Below are 18571 nucleotides of genomic sequence, written 5' to 3' on the forward strand. Positions count from 1 at the left end.
CAGCGTTCCCTCCCCTCGGCTTCCTATTGTTGCACTCGCTCCATTCCAAGCGTAGCTTCAAACCAGTTGATTTTCTCACGCATCTTCACGACATCACCGACCAAAATGATAGCTGGATTCGTGATGTGACTGTTTTGGGCCAAACGTTCCTCAATATCAGCCAAGGTACCCGTGACCACCGCTTGCTGCGGGAGTGTTCCCCAAGAGATGACAGCTACTGGCGTATGCGGATCGCGTCCATGCTTGATTAACTGGGTGCGGATCAACGGCAGATTGGCTACCCCCATGTAAAAGGCAACGGTGTCGATGCCATTCGCGAGAGCACGCCATTTTTCTACAGCCAACTCCGGCTTGTCTTCTCGCAAATGTCCCGTCACGACAGCGAATGACGAGCCGTGATCGCGGTGTGTCACGGGAATACCCGCGTACGCCGAGGCTGCAATTCCAGCTGTTACTCCCGGGACGATTTCAAAGGCAATTCCTCGCTCAGCCAAATGCTGCGCTTCTTCTCCCGCACGACCAAACACACAAGGATCGCCACCTTTTAACCGAACGACAACTTTTCCTTCCAGCGCCTTTTCCGCTAACAGCTCGTTAATGGATTCCTGTCTCATCGTGTGATGATCCGGCAGCTTGCCGCAGTAGATGCGTTCTGCCGTCTGTGACGCGTACTCCAGCAGAGCTGGATTTGCGAGACGATCATACACAACCACCTCTGCCTTTTGTAGGCATTCCATTCCTTTTACAGTAATCAGCTTTGGATCACCAGGGCCAGCTCCTACGAGATAGACTTTGCCCGCGCCGCTCATCGGTCACTTACTCCTGCTGATGAAAATGTCGCCATCTCACGAACCATCCGTGTCGCTGCTTCCACGATTGGAAACGCCAATGTTGCTCCGCTTCCTTCGCCCAGTCGCAAATTCAGGCTGAGTAATGGCTCCTTGCCTAATGCTTGTAGGACAAAGTCATGCCCCGGCTCCTCAGAACGGTGACCCGCGATCAAGTAATCAGCAACGAGTGGCTCCATGCGAACAGCCAGCAAAGCCGCTACCGTAGCGATAAAGCCGTCCAGCAGCACAGGGACACGGCGAGAAGCTGCTCCCATGATCGCCCCTGCCATTGCTCCGATTTCCAGTCCTCCGACTTTTGCCAAAACGTCCAATGGATTGGTTGCATCCGGGCGATGCAGCGCAAGCACATCACGAACAACTGCCTTTTTACGCTGCCAGCCTGCGTCATCCAGTCCTGTTCCTCGTCCGACGATTTGCTCAGGATCAGCTCCGGTTAAGGCTGACAGAATCGCACTGCTAGCTGTCGTGTTGCCAATCCCCACTTCACCGACGATCAGGACTTTGGCGCCTTCCCCGATAATCGCTTCTGCCATTTCAAGGCCAACTGCGATGGAGCGCTGCGCTTCGTCTGCTGTCATCGCTGCTTCTTTCAGCATATTGCCCGAGCCTGCTCTGATTCGTTTGTTGTAAACACCCGGTGCTTCGACCTCGACCGATACACCGACATCTACGATTTTTTGGATGGCTCCGATTTGTCTGGCGAAGACGTTGACTCCAGCTCCGCCATGAACCATATTCAGCACCATTTGCGCTGTCACTTCCTGCGGATAGGCAGAGACACCTTCCCGTGCCACACCGTGATCGGCCGCAAAAACAAGCACGCCCGGCGGTGTCACAACAGGCATCGTCTCACCTGTCATCCCAGCCAGCTCAATAGCCAATTGCTCCAAGCGACCAAGGCTGCCAAGCGGCTTGGTCAACTGATCCACATGCTGTCTCGTTTGCTCACTTGCTTCCTGATTTCGTGGCTCAATCGCCGGATAAATGACTGACATTACACCTGCACCTCTTTTTCTTGAAAAGCCTTCATGTACTCTTCGATCGTATCCAACTTCACATGGCGACGAACGGTATCCGCCAACAGATCGTATCCCTGCTCTCTCAGAGCGACAAAGGATGGGCGCTCAGTGATAGGTGGGAGACCTTTTTTCTCACGGATGGTATTCAGCAACAGCGTGCGGAAGTGGTCATTGTGAAACAGCCCATGAAAATACGTGCCGATCATCTGACGCTCCTCCTGACAATAGCCCTCCGTACGCCCCTCCATCTGGATAAAAGGAAACTCATTGCTCGAATAAGCAGATTGCCCCATGTGAATCTCGTAGCCTTCCACCGTCAGTTTTTCCTTCGCAAATACTGCTTCACCGCGGGACAAAACTGTCGTTTTCTTCTGCTCCATCGTCGTGATCATCGGGATGAGACCCAGCCCATCAAGCTGCTGCAACGGAGACTCGACCCCAGCAGGATCGTGAATAGAATCTCCCAGCATTTGATAGCCGCCGCACAAACCGACGATATACGTCTTCCCTTTATGATGAAGGTCTTTGACCGCCGCAGCAAGACCTGTCTCTCGCAGAAATTGCAAATCCTCAAGTGTATTCTTGCTGCCCGGCAAGACAATCAGGTCGGGCTCACCCAGCTCTTCCAAACGTGTCACAAAGCGCATCCGGCAATCCGGCTCTACAAAAAACGGGTCCACGTCTGTAAAGTTGGAAATTCGCGGGTAGCGTAAAACCGCAATGTCAATCTCTCGCGGTGTCTCACGCTGGCCTTGATAACGGTGCAAAATCAGCGAATCCTCCGCATCGATCCACAAGTCTGGAATAAATGGCACGACACCAAGGACAGGCTTGCCTGTGTATTCCTCGAACCAGTCCAGCCCCGGCTGCAAAAGTGTCAAATCACCGCGAAAACGATTGATGATGACTCCGATCACGCGGTCCCGATCTTCGGGTTCGAGCAGCTGGAGGGTACCGACCAAGCTAGCAAACACACCCCCACGCTCGATGTCTGCCACCAAAATGACGGGCGCGTTCGTGAGACGAGCGACCCGCATATTGACGAGCTCGCGGTCATTCAGATTAACCTCTGCCGGACTGCCAGCCCCTTCAATGACGACCCGCTCATAGGAGCTGGCGAGTCGTTGATACGCTTCCTCAATGATCCGCAAGCCCTCGTGATAAAATTCCGTGCGATAGGCAAAAGCTTTCATGTTGCCATATGGCTCGCCGTTGACGACAATTTGCGATTCGGAATCTCGCGTCGGCTTGATCAAAATGGGGTTCATGTCGGTCGTCGCCAGAATTCCTGCTGCTTCTGCCTGAACGCCCTGTGCCCGGCCGATTTCTTTTCCATCCAACGTCACGTAGGAATTCAACGCCATATTTTGCGATTTGAACGGAGCTGTCTTGTAGCCATCTTGGGCAAAAATCCGGCACAGCGCTGTAGCAATCGCACTTTTTCCTGCATCCGAGCTAGTACCTTGCACCATCAACGGGAGGGTTTTAGGCACGAGCGGCCACCTCCGCGCAACGGTTCAACCAACGCTCAACCAGTTCGGGATTGGAGCCAAAATGCAAGTGAGTATAGCCTGCGACCAGATTCCCCTGGGCATAGCCCTCCGGCTTCGTACCGCGAAGTCCTTTTGTTTCGTAGGCTGTTGGTAATTGTTGATCCGAAGCATACGTCGAGTAATGGAATTCATGCCCTTTTGCCTGTTCTTCGGTGCCGAGCAAGAAATTGCCTTCCATGCCGCGCACTTCCCGATAGCCAAGCGCTGCGAGCTTTTTTTGCATGGTCACCTTGCCTGGGATGAGCCCCACCATCGGATAACTGTCGCCCTCGGTCGTCACGATTGCCTCTGTCAAAAACATGTAGCCGCCGCACTCAGCCAAGGTAGGCAAGCCTTTTGTGATCGCAGATCGGATCGATAGTTTCACCGCTTCATTTTGCGATAGCTCTGCTGCAAATTCCTCCGGGAAGCCTCCCCCAATGTACAAGCCATCCGCGTCCTCAGGCACTCCCTCTCCGGCCAGCGGAGAAAAGAACGCGAGCTTCGCGCCATATGCTTCGAGCAGCTCCAAATTTTCCGGATAGTAAAAATGAAAAGCAGGGTCCTTCGCAACAGCAATGGTGACATCGGCAGATGCTTTTCGCGGAGCAAACAACGTAGGTTCTGCTTGCAGCGGCTCTGCCTTTGCCAGCTCCCAGATTTGCTCCAAATCGACTGTCTCCGCAATCAGATCAGCCAGCTTTTCAAACAGCGGTGTCAGCTCTCCACGCTCAACAGATGGCACCAATCCGAGATGACGTTCCGGTATTTCCAGCTCGTTCTCCCGTTTCAGGTAGCCCACGACCGGAATCCCGCACTCCTGCTCGATCGCTGCCTTCACGATTTTGTGATGGCCTTCACTGCCGACCTTGTTCGCGATGACACCGACGATTCTCGCCTGTGGATTGAGCAGTTGAAAGCCTTTGACAATCGCAGCCGCACTGCGAGCCATGCTCTGACAATTGACCACCAACAGAACCGGGGTGCCAGTCAGGATGCTGATTTCGGCCGTGCTGCCTTTATCGCTGGTCGCTTCCTTGCCATCGTACATGCCCATAACGCCCTCGATAATCGAGATGTCTGCACCCTCGCTGCCACGGACAAAAATCTCTTTCACGATCTCGTGCTCCAACATAAAGCTGTCCAGATTGCGCGAAGCTCTCCCCGTTACAGCCGTATGATACGTGGGATCGATGTAGTCAGGTCCGCACTTGAAGCCCTGTACGGTATGCCCTTTTCTTTTCAGAGCAGCCATCAGTCCGATGGTAACGGTTGTCTTACCCGCTCCGCTGCCTGTTCCGGCAATCACAATACGGCGGCTGTCCGTCATGCGCGCTCCTCCTCATGATAGGGCATCAATCCGACCGAAATGGTGGTGTTGCCCGACTTCTTCTTGGTCAAAACGAGTTCGTCTGCGCCAGTATACAGCTTCACGGCGGGCTCGCTCACTCCGTACGCTCCGGTGAATTTGAAGACGGTATCAGACGGATCGCTGATTTCTACCTGATTCAACTCTTCAGGCGAATACCAGACGAATGGCCAGCCGTATTTTTCGCAAACGGCGATCAGACCCGCTTCATCCTTTTTCAGCTCGATGGTCGCCAATGCTTTGACACTTTTGATTGAAAATTGCAGTTCATCCAGCGTTTCCTTGATGACTGCCTCGATCTCCTCTGCGGAGGTTCCACGGTTGCAGCCCATCCCGAGCACGATGACCTTCGGACGATAAAGGACACCGTTGTCCAAAATCGATTGTTCCTCCGGTGTGAGACAGCGATGAGAAACGACTAGAGCAGCTTGCGGCTGATCGGCTTTTGCCTCAGCGATTGTCGCGTATTCCTTGATGGATGGTGGCATCGGTGTATCATGCATCCACCAGTCGCGTTCACCGGATTCATTGATGACAGCTACGCGCTCCTCATTTACGACAGAAGCACTGACAGGGGTCAGCTTTTCAGCGGAATCCCACTCCCAGCCAAAACGTCTACCGAATAGATCGACCGGAATCGTCTTTTGTACGTCAGATGCTGTCGTGATAATCGGACGAGCACCCATGACTGCCGCTACCTCGCGAGCCAGCTCATTGGCACCGCCCAAATGACCGGACAGCACACTGATGACATTCTCCCCACGGTCATCGACAACGACGACACCCGGATCTTTCTTTTTATCTTCAAGCAAAGGTGCGATCATCCGAATAACCGCACCCAGAGAAATAATGATAATTAAACCTTTATACGCAGGCCAGAGAGCTGGAAACAGCATCCGTACGCTGTTTGAAAAAAGCTGGATGCCGCGCGCTTCCTCGTCTCCCCGCTCAAACTTGCTCATGTAGTACAAGTCTGTTCCAGGAAATTTTTGCGCCAAATCACGCGCCATCTCTACTCCGTGCTTTGTGATCGCGACAATGGCATAGTCTCCGCGCTGCTCGATAGGAGGGATTTCTCCCTCGATCAGTTCGATGATCTTCATTATTCTTTCACACCTTTTCTGAACCCGTGTGTAAAGGTTTTGTCGTACAGCTTGGAACGGTACTGCTCGCTCTTGTCGTGAATGTTCGGATCCAATGCCCAGCCAGCCAAAATCATTGCGTGCTTGCGAATGCCGTTTTTACCCATGTCTTCGTCCAAGTTTTTCAACGTCGTGCGAACGATCAATTGATCCGGCCAGCTCGCACGTTGTACGACTGCGACAGGTGTGTCCTCGCTCCAACCAGCTTCGACCAGCTCGCGGACTACTTTTTTCGTCAAAGTCGCGCTAAGGTATAGTGCCAACGTGCAATGATGCTCGCCGAGTGCACGCAGTTTTTCTCTTTCAGGCACTGGTGTGCGACCTTCCGCGCGGGTGAGGATGATCGTCTGCGTCAGATCAGGAATCGTCAGCTCGGCTCCTACTGCTGCCGCTGCCGCAAATACGGAGCTCACACCCGGTACGATTTCTACCTCGATGCCTTTTTCCTTTAACAGTGCGATTTGTTCCATGATGGCGCCATAAATCGATGGATCGCCCGTATGCAAGCGTACGACTGTTTTTCCACTGCTAATCCGGTCTACCAACTGCTCTACCATTTCTTCCAATGCCATACCCGAGCTTTGCAGTACTTCTGCTTCGGGGTTGCCCATTGCTACCAATTCCTCATTCACGAGAGAGTCTGTATACATAATGACGTCTGCCTTTTGCAGCAGCTTCAAGCCTTTTACCGTAATCAAATCAGGGTCGCCGGGACCCGCTCCTACTATGTACAGTTTCATTACTTTTTCACCACCATCAGTGTAAGATAGCTAAGCTCTGCCCGCTCCAGTTCACGCATATCGGTCCAAACCATTTCCTCGGAGGAAGTAACCTTGGTTGCTACCGCTGCCTTTTCAGCCAGCCCCATTTCTTTCAGCAAGCCAATGATCATTGGCAGTACTTTTGCTACCTTCAGGAACACGACGGTATCGTGGTTCTCAAGCGCTTTGCGCATGGCTTCCTTGTCTTCTGTTGCCGGGATGATTCCGATCTGCTCGTCGCCATCCGCCAGTGGCAGATTGAAGCGGGAAGCTGCTCCCAAAAACGAAGACACACCTGGCACCGACACGACTGGCACTTCCGGATGCTCCTCATGCATGACGCGCATCATGTGGATAAACGTGCTGTAAAACATCGGATCGCCTTCCGTTACAAAAGCGACGTCCTTGCCTTCAGACAAACGCTCCCAGACGATCTCCACCGTGTTGTTCCACTCGCGCTCCAAAATTTCTTTGTCCCGCGTCATCGGGAATACGAGTCCGAGCATTTCCTTGTCTGGGGACTGCACATACAGCTCCGCGATTTGATGCGCGTAGCTTTTGCTGCCCATCCGTTTTTTCGGGTACGCAATCACTGGCGATTGCTGTAATAGACGAAATGCCTTGACGGTAATCAATTCAGGGTCGCCGGGACCTACGCCCAGTCCGTACAATGTTCCGATCTTAGTCACTTGATGTCTCCTCCTTGTTCTTCTGCCTGCTTGGCCCAAGCCGTAATGATGTAGATCGGATTCAATGCTTCAAAGCGTGTCAGGGACAAAATCGGCTTGCTGCGCGATAGCTGCGCCAGTGTCACCGATGTCTCGAATCCTTCCTGCGCGAATGCTTGTGTCGCTTCGTACAATGTCTCAATGGTCGCTGCGTTCACCACAATCCGGCCATTCGGGCGCAGTCGTGTGCAACAGATATTCAACAGCTCACGCAATTCTCCACCGCTACCTCCGATGAATACAGCGTCCGGGTCTGGGAATTGATCGAGGCCATGTGGGGCGCGTGCATTGACCACTGTCAAATCCGTGCGAAACTTCGCCATGTTCTGGCGGCAGTTTTCCAGATCGTCCGCGTTCTTCTCTACGCCGTACACTTCACCCTCACGCGCAATTCGTGCCGCTTCAATGGCGACAGAGCCTGTGCAGGTGCCGATGTCCCAGACGATGCTTTTGGCATGCAATTGCAGCTGGGCAATGCTTAATATACGCACTTCTTTTTTCGTAATGAGTCCCTTGTCCGGCTTGCGCTGAGAGAACTCCTCGTCTGCGATTCCGAACGGCCATACTGGGCTTGGACGGCGTTTTTTCAAAATCACGACATTCAGATCAGAGAAGACACCGTCCGCCATTTCCTCAAGGGAATACCAGCCCGTCCGCTCTTCGGCACTGCCCAGATTCTCCGCCACAAACGCATCGTACTCAGTCATCTGAAACGAAAGGAGGTACTTGGCAATCGCTGCTGGCGAGTTCTCCCGATCCGTCAACAGCGCGACCTTTTCCTTTCCGTCGATCCGCTGTGCCAGACCTTTGATACTGCGCCCGTGTACACTGGCAAGTGTCGCATCCTGCCATGCTTCACCCATTTTGGCAAAAGCGAGCTGAATGGAGCTGAGGTGCGGGTAAATCTCCACGTTCAGTTTTTTGGCAAGCAAGCTGCCGATGCCGTAAAAGAGCGGGTCACCTGACGCCAGAATGACCGTCTTGCGCGTTTCTGTGCGCAGCTCCTCCACCATGGCAGTCAGACCGCCCTTCAGCACACGCTTTTCCCCTGTATACTCCGGGAAAAAGCTGAGGTGTCGCTCTCCTCCAACCAACAGTTCACTTTCTTCTATCCATGTCCGGTACAACGGCAGCAGGCTCTGCTGTCCATCATCCCCGATTCCAATTACTTTCATCGCCTGTGTCATTGATCGTCACCCTTCCCAACAGGGACCCTTTCATTGTGATGATGATGGTTTCAACCTCGATGCCGCCGCCCACTTCCTTTAGTGCAGCACGACAGCAGTTTTCGCACATGATCTCGAAAAAGGCGGGCGTGTCCACCATCATATCGCCTACCTGTGAAGCGGTGTTGGCTCCCAAAATTTCGTCAATACGCTCCTGCGAAGCTCCCGCATCTGCTGCCATTTGGGCGAGGAAGCCGAAATCGACGGGTGCGCTTTTGGAATGAACCATCATGACGCCCTGCGCTACCTTGGAAAACTTGCCCATCATCCCGACCAAGGTCACTTTGCGCATCTTTTTGTTTTTGCACTGCTTGAGGGAAAAGCCGACGAAATCGCCCATTTCCACGAATGCTTCTTCCGACAGCTCTGGATAAGTAGCGACCCCGTAGGATTCACTCTTTCCACCCGTCGACAGCACAATATGATCGCAGCCGGCTTCCTTGGCGACGTTGACCGCTTGCGCCACGCTTGCCTTGTAGGCAGAAGTGGAAAACGGCACCACGATTCCACGCGTCCCCAAAATGGAGATGCCGCCGAGTATGCCGAGTCGTCCATTCAATGTTTTTTTGGCGATTTCCTCGCCCGCAGGCACGGAGATGACGATTTTGATCCCGCGTTTCGTCCCGTACTCATCCAGAACAGCCTGCGCGGTTTCCCTGATCATTTTGCGCGGGACGGGATTGATCGCTGCCTCGCCAATCGGAACGGGCAAACCTGGCTTGGTCACCCGTCCCACACCGAGTCCGCCATCCAAAATAATGCCGGGCTCATCCGACCATTCTACGGTAGAAAGGATAAGGGCACCGTGTGTCGCGTCAGGGTCGTCTCCTCCATCCTTGATCGTACCTACTGTCGCCCTCTCCCATGAAAATTCACAGCTCTCCATCTGAAAGGTGACGTCCTCGCCGATTGGCAGGCGAATCGTCGCTTGGCTTTGCTCTTCCTGAGTAATCAGCGCGATCAAAGCAGCCTTGGTCGTCGCCGTTGCACATGATCCAGTCGTATATCCGTGGCGGAGGGGTTTTGCCTCTTTTTCGTCCGTTGCTGCTTTGGCTGCCATCTGCTTAGCCCAACCGTTCCGCCATAATCGAAATGGCATTCAATGCTGCTACGGTTACTGGGCTTCCGCCTTTACGTCCCATGTTCGTGATGAATGGGATATCGAGCTTCGCCAGCTCTTCCTTGGATTCTGCCGCAGATACGAAGCCGACTGGCATCCCGATCACCAGACCTGGCTTTGCTTCGCCTTCCTTCACCATACGGATCAGCTCCAGGAGTGCTGTAGGTGCGTTTCCGATGCAAAAGATTCCGCCATCTGCTTCCTTGATCGCTTTGCGCATGGAAATGATCGCGCGGGTCGTATTCAGACGCTTCGCCTCTTCCATCACATCGCGGTCAGAGATGTACACCTTTACTTCTCCGCCGAATTTTTCAATGCGGTTTTTGCTGATGCCGACTTGCACCATTTGTACGTCTGCTACGACGATTTTGCCGCTGCGGATTGCTTCGATTCCCGATTTTACTGCGTTCGGGTGGAAAACAAGGCTGCGTCCAAGGTCAAAGTCTGCGGATGCGTGGATGACGCGTTGTACTACCGGATATTGTTCTTCCGTAAAAGAATGCTCGCCCAGCTCATCTGTAATGATTTGAAAGCTCAATTCCTCAATCTCTTGCGGTTGTACGGTCATTGGTTTAAATTCCGTTTTGAAATCCATAGTTAGTTTCCTCCAGTCGCTTGTTTAAGTTCGCTCAGCACGCTTGCGTAATCGGAAAACTTCGTTCCATAATCGATCTTCGGACGACCGATGACGATTGTTTCGATGCCCATTTCCAGTGCCGCTTCCACCTTTTCGTCAAAAGCGCCTACCTTGCCACTCTCCTTGGTGATCATCAGCGTAACACCATAATGATCGTAGAGCGCTTTGTTCAGCTCCTTGGAAAAAGGACCTTGCATCGCGACGATGTTTTTTTGCTCAACACCGAGCTCTTCGCATTTCTGCATATTGTCAAGACGCGGCAGCATTCGGGCGACCACCGTAGTATCCGGTAGGCCCAACAGACGATCCGTGAACGTTTTCAGCGTCTTGCTTCCTGTCGTCAGCATGATGATGCCACGCTTTTCTGCCGCCAGCTCAGCCGCTTGTACGTAGTCTTCTACTACAATCAGCTTCTCGCTGCCAGGTGAGGAGAGGCTTTCACGCTCGTAGCGAATGTAGGGGACTCCTGCGCCCTGTGCTCCTGCCATGGCGTTTTTGGAGGCTTCCTCTGCGAAGGGATGACTCGCGTCGACCACGCATTGCACGGCTCTCTCTTGAATCAGCTGCTGAATATCTTCGGCGGTCAGGCGTCCGACCTGAACAGGCACGCCTGCCTCCTCCATGCTTTTCGCAGCATTGTCAGTGACGACCGTCGTCAACAGCTCGTAGCCCTTATCCTTGATTTGCAAAGCCAACTCGCGCGCGTCGCTCGTTCCAGCCAGTACCAGAATCATGCTGTCTCCCTCCTACTTGGTAACGTGGTCGTGCTTGTGATCATGCTTGTGGTCATGATCGTGATCATGGTCATGGTCGTGATGATGGTGGTGGTGGTGACCATGGTGGTGATGATGTCCATGCTCGTCATCGTGGTGGTGATGGTGATGGTCGATGTGTTCCATCGCTGCCAGCCTGTACTGACAGGTATCACAGTTCAGCTTCACTTCCCCGTGCAACGCTTCCACCACACGATCCTTGAGCACTTCTTTCAACAACGGATGGAAGCCAAAATACTCGGCCATTTCGAACTGGGCTTCTGGATATTGCTCACGGAACTTCTCCAGTTGATCGCTCATCCGTTTGATCAACACACCCGTGAACAAGAAGTACGGCAAGAGAACAATGCGCTTCGCACCCAACTTCAGGCAACGCTCAACGCCCTCGTCGTACAGCGGATACGTCACGCCCATAAAGGCAGTCTCTACCCACTTGGCTTTGTAGCGCTCCCAGAACAGTCGGGACATTTTGTAAATATCGCTGTTGGCATCTGCATCGCTGCTGCCGCGTCCGATTACGAGTACAGCCAGGTCATCATGGTCTTCCCCGGAGGCAAAGCCTGCCCCTTCCATACGCGCGGTCAAAATATTGATCACTTCGTCGTGAATGCCGATCGGGCGTCCGTAGATGAACTGAACGTGTGGGTGCAGCTCCTTTGCCTCGTCGATGGCAGCTGGAATATGAATTTTTGCATGTCCGGCAGAGAACAGAATGATTGGAATCACCGCCACGCGGGTTGCCCCCCGTGCCACGCATGTATTCAATCCTTGCAGCATGTCAGGACGGGCAAACTCCAGAAAGCACGTCTCGATAATCGGAACATCCAAGTCAGGCGTTAGTGTCGCCACAAACTGGCGAATCTCTTCATTACCTTCCGGGTCCTTGCTTCCATGACCTACAAATAATACTGCGTCCATTTTATGTCCCCCTCGTTTTTTATTCAGTGTTCTTGCATTAATCTCCGCAGGCAGCATTCTCGATTTCAGCTTTTGCTGGCTCGTACCATGCGTAGCCCTCCAGCTCACCTACACGTTGGAAAAACTTGTGGAACCGCTCGTTCGGAAATGCTTCTTTTTTGAATCGGTTCACGATTCGCTCCACGAGTGGAACAATCTCTTCTTTTTCGATGCCTTCTGCTACCGGAATACCGGAGTGTGCATTGCGCCCCACCGTTTTTGCTCCCAGGAATAAATCGAACTTTCCTTTGCGAAATACGATCCCGATATCCTCTTGAACCGCGCCGTAGCACGCCATCCCGCAGCCGTTGAAGCCGATCTTCAGTTCCTTCGGCATTTCTTTTCCGCCCAACTTTTGGTGCAGCTCGTCGGCATAAGGAATGCTGTCTTTTTTCTCACCGTCGCAGAAATCGCAAGCTTTTACCTGCAAAACGTCTCCGATCGGGCTGAGAATCAGTCCAAGCTCTCGCAAGCGGCTAGTGATGCTGGCAGGATTGGCCGTCGGCACGCGCAAAATCATCTGGTGGTGTGGGGTGTATTCGATCTCGCCTTTTTCTCCAGCCACTTCGGCAATCGCCATCATTTGCAGCGGCGTGATTTTTTTGTTAGCAACACCCGGACTTATCGCGCATTCGAAAATCATCTCTGGCGTAAAGGTAGATACCGGACGATGGACTTGGCCGGAAGCGGACTTGGTTTCAATGCCTTTCGCCGCATTGATAGCAGTCAACGCCTCCATCGCCCATGCGAAAGGAGCTTTTGGTGCCTCTACCTCTGTTGCAGGCAGCGCTTCCAGTACGGCCGTGCTTGTTGCAGCATAATTTGCTGGTTCTGTAGCCGTTACTCTGTCCTCGGTAACGGCTACTGGTCTTTCTGCCTTCGGTGTCGCTGGTGCTTCCGGAGCTGACGCAAGGCTGCTCTCCTCGGAGGCCTCGAGCGACCACGGCTCATTTTCTACACGCAGACGCTGATGCGGCTTCAGTGGCTGCTCATCGGCAGACAGCGTGTATTTGCGCTGGTAGCCGCGCGGCGTAATCATTTTGCCGTCGTATACAAACGTCGATGTATTTCCAATAATCACGGTGGTCAACATGCCGATATCATGCTCCAGCATTTGCGCCAGGGTCGTCACGACAACCGTTTCCCGGTCGCGATAAGCACTTTTTACAATGCCGACTGGCGTATCTGGTGAGCGGTACTGCAAAAGAATGCGTTGCGCTTCCACAATCTGGCGGGTACGTCGTCCGCTGCGCGGGTTGTACAACGCGATTACAAAGTCAGCCATCCCTGCTGCGTCAATCCGTTTGGCAATCAGTTCCCAAGGCGTCAAGTGATCACTCAGACTGATCGTGCATGCGTCGTGCATGATAGGCGCACCGAGAATTGCCCCACAGGAATTGATCGCCGAGATGCCCGGCACGATTTCGATTGGTACACCGGTTGCTTCTGTCCAGCCTTTTTCCACCAACACCTCATATACGAGACCTGCCATCCCGTAAACACCTGAGTCTCCACTGGAAATGACCGCTACCTTTTTGCCTTCCTCTTCCGCCTGACGCACGGCTTCCCGTGCACGCGTCACTTCTTCCGTCATCCCTGTGCTGACGATTTGCTGATTCGTCAAAAGTCCGCGGATCAAATCTACGTAAGTGGAATAGCCGATAATGATATCGGACTCCTGCAGGGCTTCCCGCGCCCGCTTGGTGATATGCTCAAAACTTCCTGGACCAAATCCGATCACAAACAACTTGCCGCTCATAAGGCCCCTCCCCTTTTCGCTTCCTATTTATAATAAAATTGATATCATCACGCTAACGAGCAGACATAAGAGCGAAACGAGATACATCAAACGAATCGTCGTGACAATATCACTTGCCTGCAATGGTCGTTTCGCATCTCCCATTTTTGCCCGATTCGATGCAACACCTTGGTAATAATTCAGTCCCCCGAGTTGCACGCCTAATGCACCAGCGACTCCAGCTTCTGGCAAACCACTGTTAGGACTCGGATGCAAGTGTGCATCTCTTCTGATCATTGCCCAGCACCGCTTCCAATCCAATCGCTGCAGCCAGCTTGCGGCAACGAGCAACAAAGCTGTCAAACGGGCGGGTATGTAGTTCAGTACATCGTCAAAGCGGGCGGATGCCCAGCCGAGATTCCTATACTTCTCGTTTTTATAGCCAACCATGGAGTCGAGAGTGTTGGCGGCACGATACGCCATTGCCAACGGCGCTCCCCCAATCGCTGCGAAAATCAGCGGAGAGACGATCGCATCGACGATGTTTTCCGCCACGGTTTCTACCGCTCCCCGACATACTTCCGGTTCATCTAACCGCTCTGTATCACGTCCCACTACCATGGACAAGGACCGTCTCGCCGCTTCCATATCCCCAGCCACGAGATGACGAGCAATCTCCATCCCGGCATCAGCCAAGCCTTTTGTTGCAATCGTCGTGGATATCAACCAGGCACCCAAGATCCAGGCAAGCACCGGATGGATGAACGTGACTCCCCACAAAAGCAGCCAAACAACAGCGTAGCTGCCGCCTACGATCACGAGCGGGAACAGGACTCCTGCCAGCTTCAAATGCGACTCCTCTTTGACGAGAGAACGAATAACCCGCTCCAATCGTGTAATCCACCAGCCCATGATGATCACTGGATGTGGCAGGCTCCGGGGGTCTCCTACAACTCGATCAATCAAATAGGCCGCGCATAAAATCCATACTTCTGTCATGTTGTCCCTCTCTTACTCTTCAGGGGTTGTCGCATCCAGCTCTGTCCTTCCGCATCCAAGCATTCCGCTACTAGAGCCTCCCCATGCTTAATGCCATCGACCTGCCAATATCGGTCAGGATTGTTTTCGAGCCACGCGGCCTGAAACCAGCGGATCACGCCGCCATGTGTGACGATGACGACTGTATCGGATGCCTCCTCCTTGCCCACTCTCTCCAACAAGGACCGTAGCCAACCATCCACGCGCATCCCCAGCTCTTCCAGACTCTCCCCTTGTGGAGGTCGATTTCGAAAAGGATCGTCGTACCACCTCGTGGCTCGCACAGGGTCCGACTGCATCAGCTCATCGTAGGTCATCAGCTCCCACTCACCAAAAGACAGCTCTCGCAGTGCTGGTTCCGGAATAACTGATAATCCCCAAGCAGCTGCGAGCGGTTCGGCAGTCTGGATGCATCTGAGCAGATCACTGGAATAGATCACAGCAGGTTGCCCGATGAGCACAGGTAATTCCTTTGCCAACTCACTCGCGTGCAGATACCCGCGTTCATTCAAAGGAACGTCACTATGCCCCAAATATCGATGCTCACGATTGCTGTCTGTCTCCCCGTGACGTATCCAAACTAGCTTCATAACCACCAGCTCCCGACTAACACCAAGAGAACGACTGCTTCACTGCTTTCGATAACAGCCCCGTAGCAGTCTCCATTTAGTCCACCCAATTTTTTTGAAACCGAGCGTGAAAACAATAGAGCGAACAACAGTGACAGGAAAATGGCTGTGATGACCTGCAAGCCCCCAAGATACCAACCTGCGGCAAACACGATGATGTAGCTCACGATGATAGAGGAAACGGAAAGCCCAGCACTGATGCCTTTTCCGATCCCTTTATCTGCCGAAAGATACGGCCAGAGCTTAATCGACAAAAGCACATGTGTCCGCGCTGCTACTGGTGCTACGATCAAAAAGCTGCCCCATCCCGGATGTGCGAGCTCTGCGACTGCACCCGCCTTGATCAGCAACAGCATAATCGCAGCAAGAACGCCCATCGCTCCTACGCGGCTGTCCTTCATAATCGAAAGGATTTGCTCTCTCGGTCTGCTGCTGCCAAGACCGTCCGCGAGATCCATCCACCCATCCATATGAAGACCACCGGTCACGTAGACCCATGCGACCAGCGTCAAAATAGCGGCGATCCATGGACTAAACAGCACCAGTCCTGCCTGATATACACCCCATAGCAATAAACCGATGACCAAACCAACTGCGGGATACCAGTTGACGCTTTTTCTCCACGCCTCCTCTGAAGGACGAAGCCACGGAACCGGTATACGCGTAAAAAACGAGATCGCGTGTAAAAATGCATTCATCCTTTGATCCTCCACGGTATCCCCGACAAAACCGCGTAGACGGCGTCCGCTTGTCGCGCACTTCTCTGATTGACATCGCCCAGCACATCCGCGAACCATCTGCCCAAACGACTCAAGGCTACACCGCCCAATCCGACCTCGCTTGTGACGGCAATGACTTTTTGCGGGGAATTGTGAACGAGGGACAGCCATGCCTCTGCCTCCTGCAGCAGGGATTGCGTGTGTGAAGGACTTCTCCATTCAGACTCGTCCATACTCATCAATCGATTACTCACCCAGGTGGACAGACAATCGATTAAAACCACATCATACTGCTCACTGAATGCGTGGTAATCGGTTAATCGCTCTCCTACCTCCACACAGCCCCATTCCAGCGGACGACGTGCCTGATGCAGCTCGATTCTCTGCTTCATTTCATCATCCCAGGCCTTGCCTGTCGCCACGTACAGGACTCGACTGCCCAACTTCATCGCAAGCTCTTCCGCGTAGCGGCTTTTTCCTGAACGGACACCGCCTGTTACCAGCACCAAGCTCATCGCTGTTCACTTCCTTCCGCATGGACCTCGCGGAGCGCTGCCAGAAGTCTTTCATTTTCCTCTCGTCCACGCACTGCGATTCTCACATCATGTGCCGTCAGACCGGGATACATCGCACAGTTGCGGATCAGAACGCCTTTTTTGCCGAGCCGTGCCTGCAATTGTTCCGCTGGCAATCCTTCTGGTGAGCGCAGCAGCAAAAAGTTTGCCTCCCCCGGCCATACCTGCCAGCCCAACTCACCGCTGATGCAATCGATCAAATACGCACGTTCTGCTTTTATGAGCCTTCGCGTCTGTTCCTCATATGCCTGCTCCTGCAAGCACAGTTCTCCAGCTAAAAGGGCCAGTGCATTCACGCTCCAGCTCACTTGCTTCTGGCGCATCCTCGCAATGACATCCGGATGCGCAATCGCATAACCCAGGCGCAATCCCGGGATCGCGTACATTTTCGTCATCGAGCGCATCAAGATCACACGGGGAAAGCGCTCGAGCTGCGTCGCCAATGTATATTGCCGATCTTCCTCCACAAAATCGAGGAAAGCCTCATCCACGATGAGCCACGTGTTGGTCTTACTCGTCCATTCCGCCATTTGGCGAAGCTCATCCGGTTGATACAGGATTCCCGTCGGATTGTTTGGCGACCCGACAAATACGAGATCAGACTGCGTAAAAAGAGTGTGCAGCTCTATAGGATCGGGCTTGTACCCGTTCGCTTCCTTCCCGTAGCAGCCAATGACACGGGCACCATACTGCTCGGAAAGTTGCGCGTATTCCGAAAAGCAAGGATATACCACACCAACCGTTTGCGGCGAAAGACCGAGAATGGCCAGTGCCATCGCCTCCGCTGCACCATTGGCAGGCAGCAACCATTCCTCCGGCACTTGCAGCCGCTTCGCCAGCGCACGCCGAAACACACGATGTCCAGGGTCTGGGTAATGCGCTACAGCAGCCAGCGAATCCAGCAGCATCTCACGAACGCTTGCTGGCATCCCCAGCGGATTAATATTGGCACTGTAATCCAGAAACTGCCCGGGCTCTCGACCAAAGCGCTGCGCTGCGGTCAGCAAGTCTCCGCCATGACCGTACTTCTCTATTACACCTGCGCTTGTCAAAACTCTACCCCCAGCACAGCTGGAATCCCTTCATCGTAGTAATGCTTGATTGGCTTCATCTCTGTCACCAAATCTGCGATGTCCAAAATCTCCTGCTTTGCGGCCCGTCCCGTAATCACGAGGTGAATATGACTTGGCCTATTTTGAATCGCTTCCAACACATCGGACAATGGCAACACATCATCAATCGGGAAGCGGTCAATCGCCAATGCATTATTTAGCTCATCCAAAATGACGACATCGTACGCTCCGGAAGAAAGCTTTTCGCTCGCAAACGCCCAAGCTTCTTTCAATGCCTGACGATGCTCCTCCGGTGTTTTCGTCCATGTGAAGCCGACGCCCATTTGCACAATTTCAATGCCCAATTTATCGAAAATAATCTTTTCTCCGTATGTACGCTCTGGCGACTTGATGAATTGAACCATCAGCACCTTTTTCCCGCGCCCTGTCGCCCGCACAGCCAACCCGACTGCCGCTGTCGTTTTTCCTTTGCCGTCTCCTGTGTAAACGAGGGTCAATCCTCGCTTCTTATCGTTTTTCTCCATCGTGACCACCTCAAAAAGTGACGTATTTTACTCCGCTGTTTCCTCCAAATACTTTCCGAAGCATAAAAAAAGCGCTCTGTTTCCCCCAGTACCTAAGGAAAAACAAAGCGCGGATAGCCGAAAAGCAACAATCCTCACCTCTTCCTTTGACCCGAAGGAA

19 protein-coding genes are annotated in these 18571 nt (G+C 53.2%); all 19 read right to left on the reverse strand.

Annotation, left to right across the window (positions count from 1 at the left end; translation table 11 throughout):
- Positions 1-23 precede the first annotated feature (23 nt).
- From cobA to cobO, 19 genes are read right to left on the reverse strand one after another with little or no spacing between them, the layout of a single operon-like run.
- On the reverse strand, positions 24-809 hold the full coding sequence (gene cobA / locus HPY28_RS20555; RefSeq protein WP_017247379.1) for a uroporphyrinogen-III C-methyltransferase: 786 nt from the start codon (positions 807-809) through the stop codon (positions 24-26).
- Complete coding sequence (gene cobT / locus HPY28_RS20560; RefSeq protein ID WP_174231289.1) at positions 806-1846, reverse strand: nicotinate-nucleotide--dimethylbenzimidazole phosphoribosyltransferase; 1041 nt, start codon at positions 1844-1846, stop codon at positions 806-808. The genes cobA and cobT overlap by 4 nt, the downstream gene beginning before the upstream one ends.
- Complete coding sequence (locus HPY28_RS20565; RefSeq protein WP_017247381.1) at positions 1846-3363, reverse strand: cobyric acid synthase; 1518 nt, start codon at positions 3361-3363, stop codon at positions 1846-1848. Before HPY28_RS20565 ends, cobT begins: the two co-directional genes overlap by 1 nt.
- Entirely contained in the window at positions 3356-4732 is a 1377-nt protein-coding gene (locus tag HPY28_RS20570) for a cobyrinic acid a,c-diamide synthase CobB (RefSeq protein WP_017247382.1), read from the reverse strand. The genes HPY28_RS20565 and HPY28_RS20570 overlap by 8 nt, the downstream gene beginning before the upstream one ends.
- The gene (locus tag HPY28_RS20575) at positions 4729-5874 is read right to left on the reverse strand and encodes a cobalt-precorrin 5A hydrolase (RefSeq protein ID WP_174231290.1); all 1146 of its coding nucleotides are present in this window, start codon (positions 5872-5874) and stop codon (positions 4729-4731) included. The genes HPY28_RS20570 and HPY28_RS20575 overlap by 4 nt, the downstream gene beginning before the upstream one ends.
- Positions 5874-6653: a precorrin-4 C(11)-methyltransferase gene (cobM, locus tag HPY28_RS20580; RefSeq protein WP_017247384.1), complete on the reverse strand. Its 780-nt coding sequence runs from the start codon at positions 6651-6653 to the stop codon at positions 5874-5876. Before cobM ends, HPY28_RS20575 begins: the two co-directional genes overlap by 1 nt.
- Complete coding sequence (cobI, locus tag HPY28_RS20585) at positions 6653-7363, reverse strand: precorrin-2 C(20)-methyltransferase (RefSeq protein WP_017247385.1); 711 nt, start codon at positions 7361-7363, stop codon at positions 6653-6655. Before cobI ends, cobM begins: the two co-directional genes overlap by 1 nt.
- The gene (gene cbiE, locus HPY28_RS20590) at positions 7360-8589 is read right to left on the reverse strand and encodes a precorrin-6y C5,15-methyltransferase (decarboxylating) subunit CbiE (protein ID WP_017247386.1); all 1230 of its coding nucleotides are present in this window, start codon (positions 8587-8589) and stop codon (positions 7360-7362) included. The genes cobI and cbiE overlap by 4 nt, the downstream gene beginning before the upstream one ends.
- Positions 8552-9688 carry a cobalt-precorrin-5B (C(1))-methyltransferase gene (locus HPY28_RS20595; protein ID WP_173623252.1) on the reverse strand — a complete coding sequence of 379 codons (1137 nt, stop codon included), beginning with the start codon at positions 9686-9688 and terminating at the stop codon, positions 8552-8554. The genes cbiE and HPY28_RS20595 overlap by 38 nt, the downstream gene beginning before the upstream one ends.
- A 4-nt stretch (positions 9689-9692) precedes the next feature.
- The gene (locus HPY28_RS20600) at positions 9693-10343 is read right to left on the reverse strand and encodes a precorrin-8X methylmutase (protein WP_017247388.1); all 651 of its coding nucleotides are present in this window, start codon (positions 10341-10343) and stop codon (positions 9693-9695) included.
- Positions 10344-10345: 2 nt separating this feature from the next.
- Positions 10346-11119 carry a precorrin-6A reductase gene (gene cobK, locus HPY28_RS20605; RefSeq protein WP_173623172.1) on the reverse strand — a complete coding sequence of 258 codons (774 nt, stop codon included), beginning with the start codon at positions 11117-11119 and terminating at the stop codon, positions 10346-10348.
- 12 nt (positions 11120-11131) lie between these two features.
- Positions 11132-12076, reverse strand: coding sequence for a sirohydrochlorin chelatase (locus tag HPY28_RS20610; RefSeq protein WP_174231291.1), 945 nt, complete (start codon positions 12074-12076; stop codon positions 11132-11134).
- A 37-nt stretch (positions 12077-12113) separates the two neighbouring features.
- A complete protein-coding gene (gene cobJ, locus HPY28_RS20615; RefSeq protein ID WP_174225381.1) occupies positions 12114-13874 on the reverse strand; it encodes a precorrin-3B C(17)-methyltransferase in 1761 nt (586 codons plus the stop codon).
- A 27-nt stretch (positions 13875-13901) separates the two neighbouring features.
- Entirely contained in the window at positions 13902-14852 is a 951-nt protein-coding gene (cbiB, locus tag HPY28_RS20620) for an adenosylcobinamide-phosphate synthase CbiB (RefSeq protein WP_174231292.1), read from the reverse strand.
- Positions 14849-15481, reverse strand: coding sequence for a histidine phosphatase family protein (locus tag HPY28_RS20625; RefSeq protein WP_174231293.1), 633 nt, complete (start codon positions 15479-15481; stop codon positions 14849-14851). Before HPY28_RS20625 ends, cbiB begins: the two co-directional genes overlap by 4 nt.
- Positions 15478-16218 (reverse strand): adenosylcobinamide-GDP ribazoletransferase, encoded by a 741-nt coding sequence (gene cobS / locus HPY28_RS20630; RefSeq protein WP_017247394.1) that lies wholly within the window; start codon positions 16216-16218, stop codon positions 15478-15480. The genes HPY28_RS20625 and cobS overlap by 4 nt, the downstream gene beginning before the upstream one ends.
- A complete protein-coding gene (cobU, locus tag HPY28_RS20635) occupies positions 16215-16754 on the reverse strand; it encodes a bifunctional adenosylcobinamide kinase/adenosylcobinamide-phosphate guanylyltransferase (protein WP_017247395.1) in 540 nt (179 codons plus the stop codon). The genes cobS and cobU overlap by 4 nt, the downstream gene beginning before the upstream one ends.
- Positions 16751-17866, reverse strand: a complete 1116-nt coding sequence (cobD, locus tag HPY28_RS20640; RefSeq protein WP_174231294.1) for a threonine-phosphate decarboxylase CobD — start codon at positions 17864-17866, stop codon at positions 16751-16753. The genes cobU and cobD overlap by 4 nt, the downstream gene beginning before the upstream one ends.
- Entirely contained in the window at positions 17863-18411 is a 549-nt protein-coding gene (gene cobO / locus HPY28_RS20645) for a cob(I)yrinic acid a,c-diamide adenosyltransferase (protein ID WP_017247397.1), read from the reverse strand. Before cobO ends, cobD begins: the two co-directional genes overlap by 4 nt.
- Positions 18412-18571: the final 160 nt, after the last annotated feature.

Origin of the sequence: Brevibacillus sp. HB1.2, from assembly GCF_013332495.1 — a bacterium.
Classification (GTDB): Bacteria; Bacillota; Bacilli; order Brevibacillales; family Brevibacillaceae; genus Brevibacillus; species Brevibacillus porteri.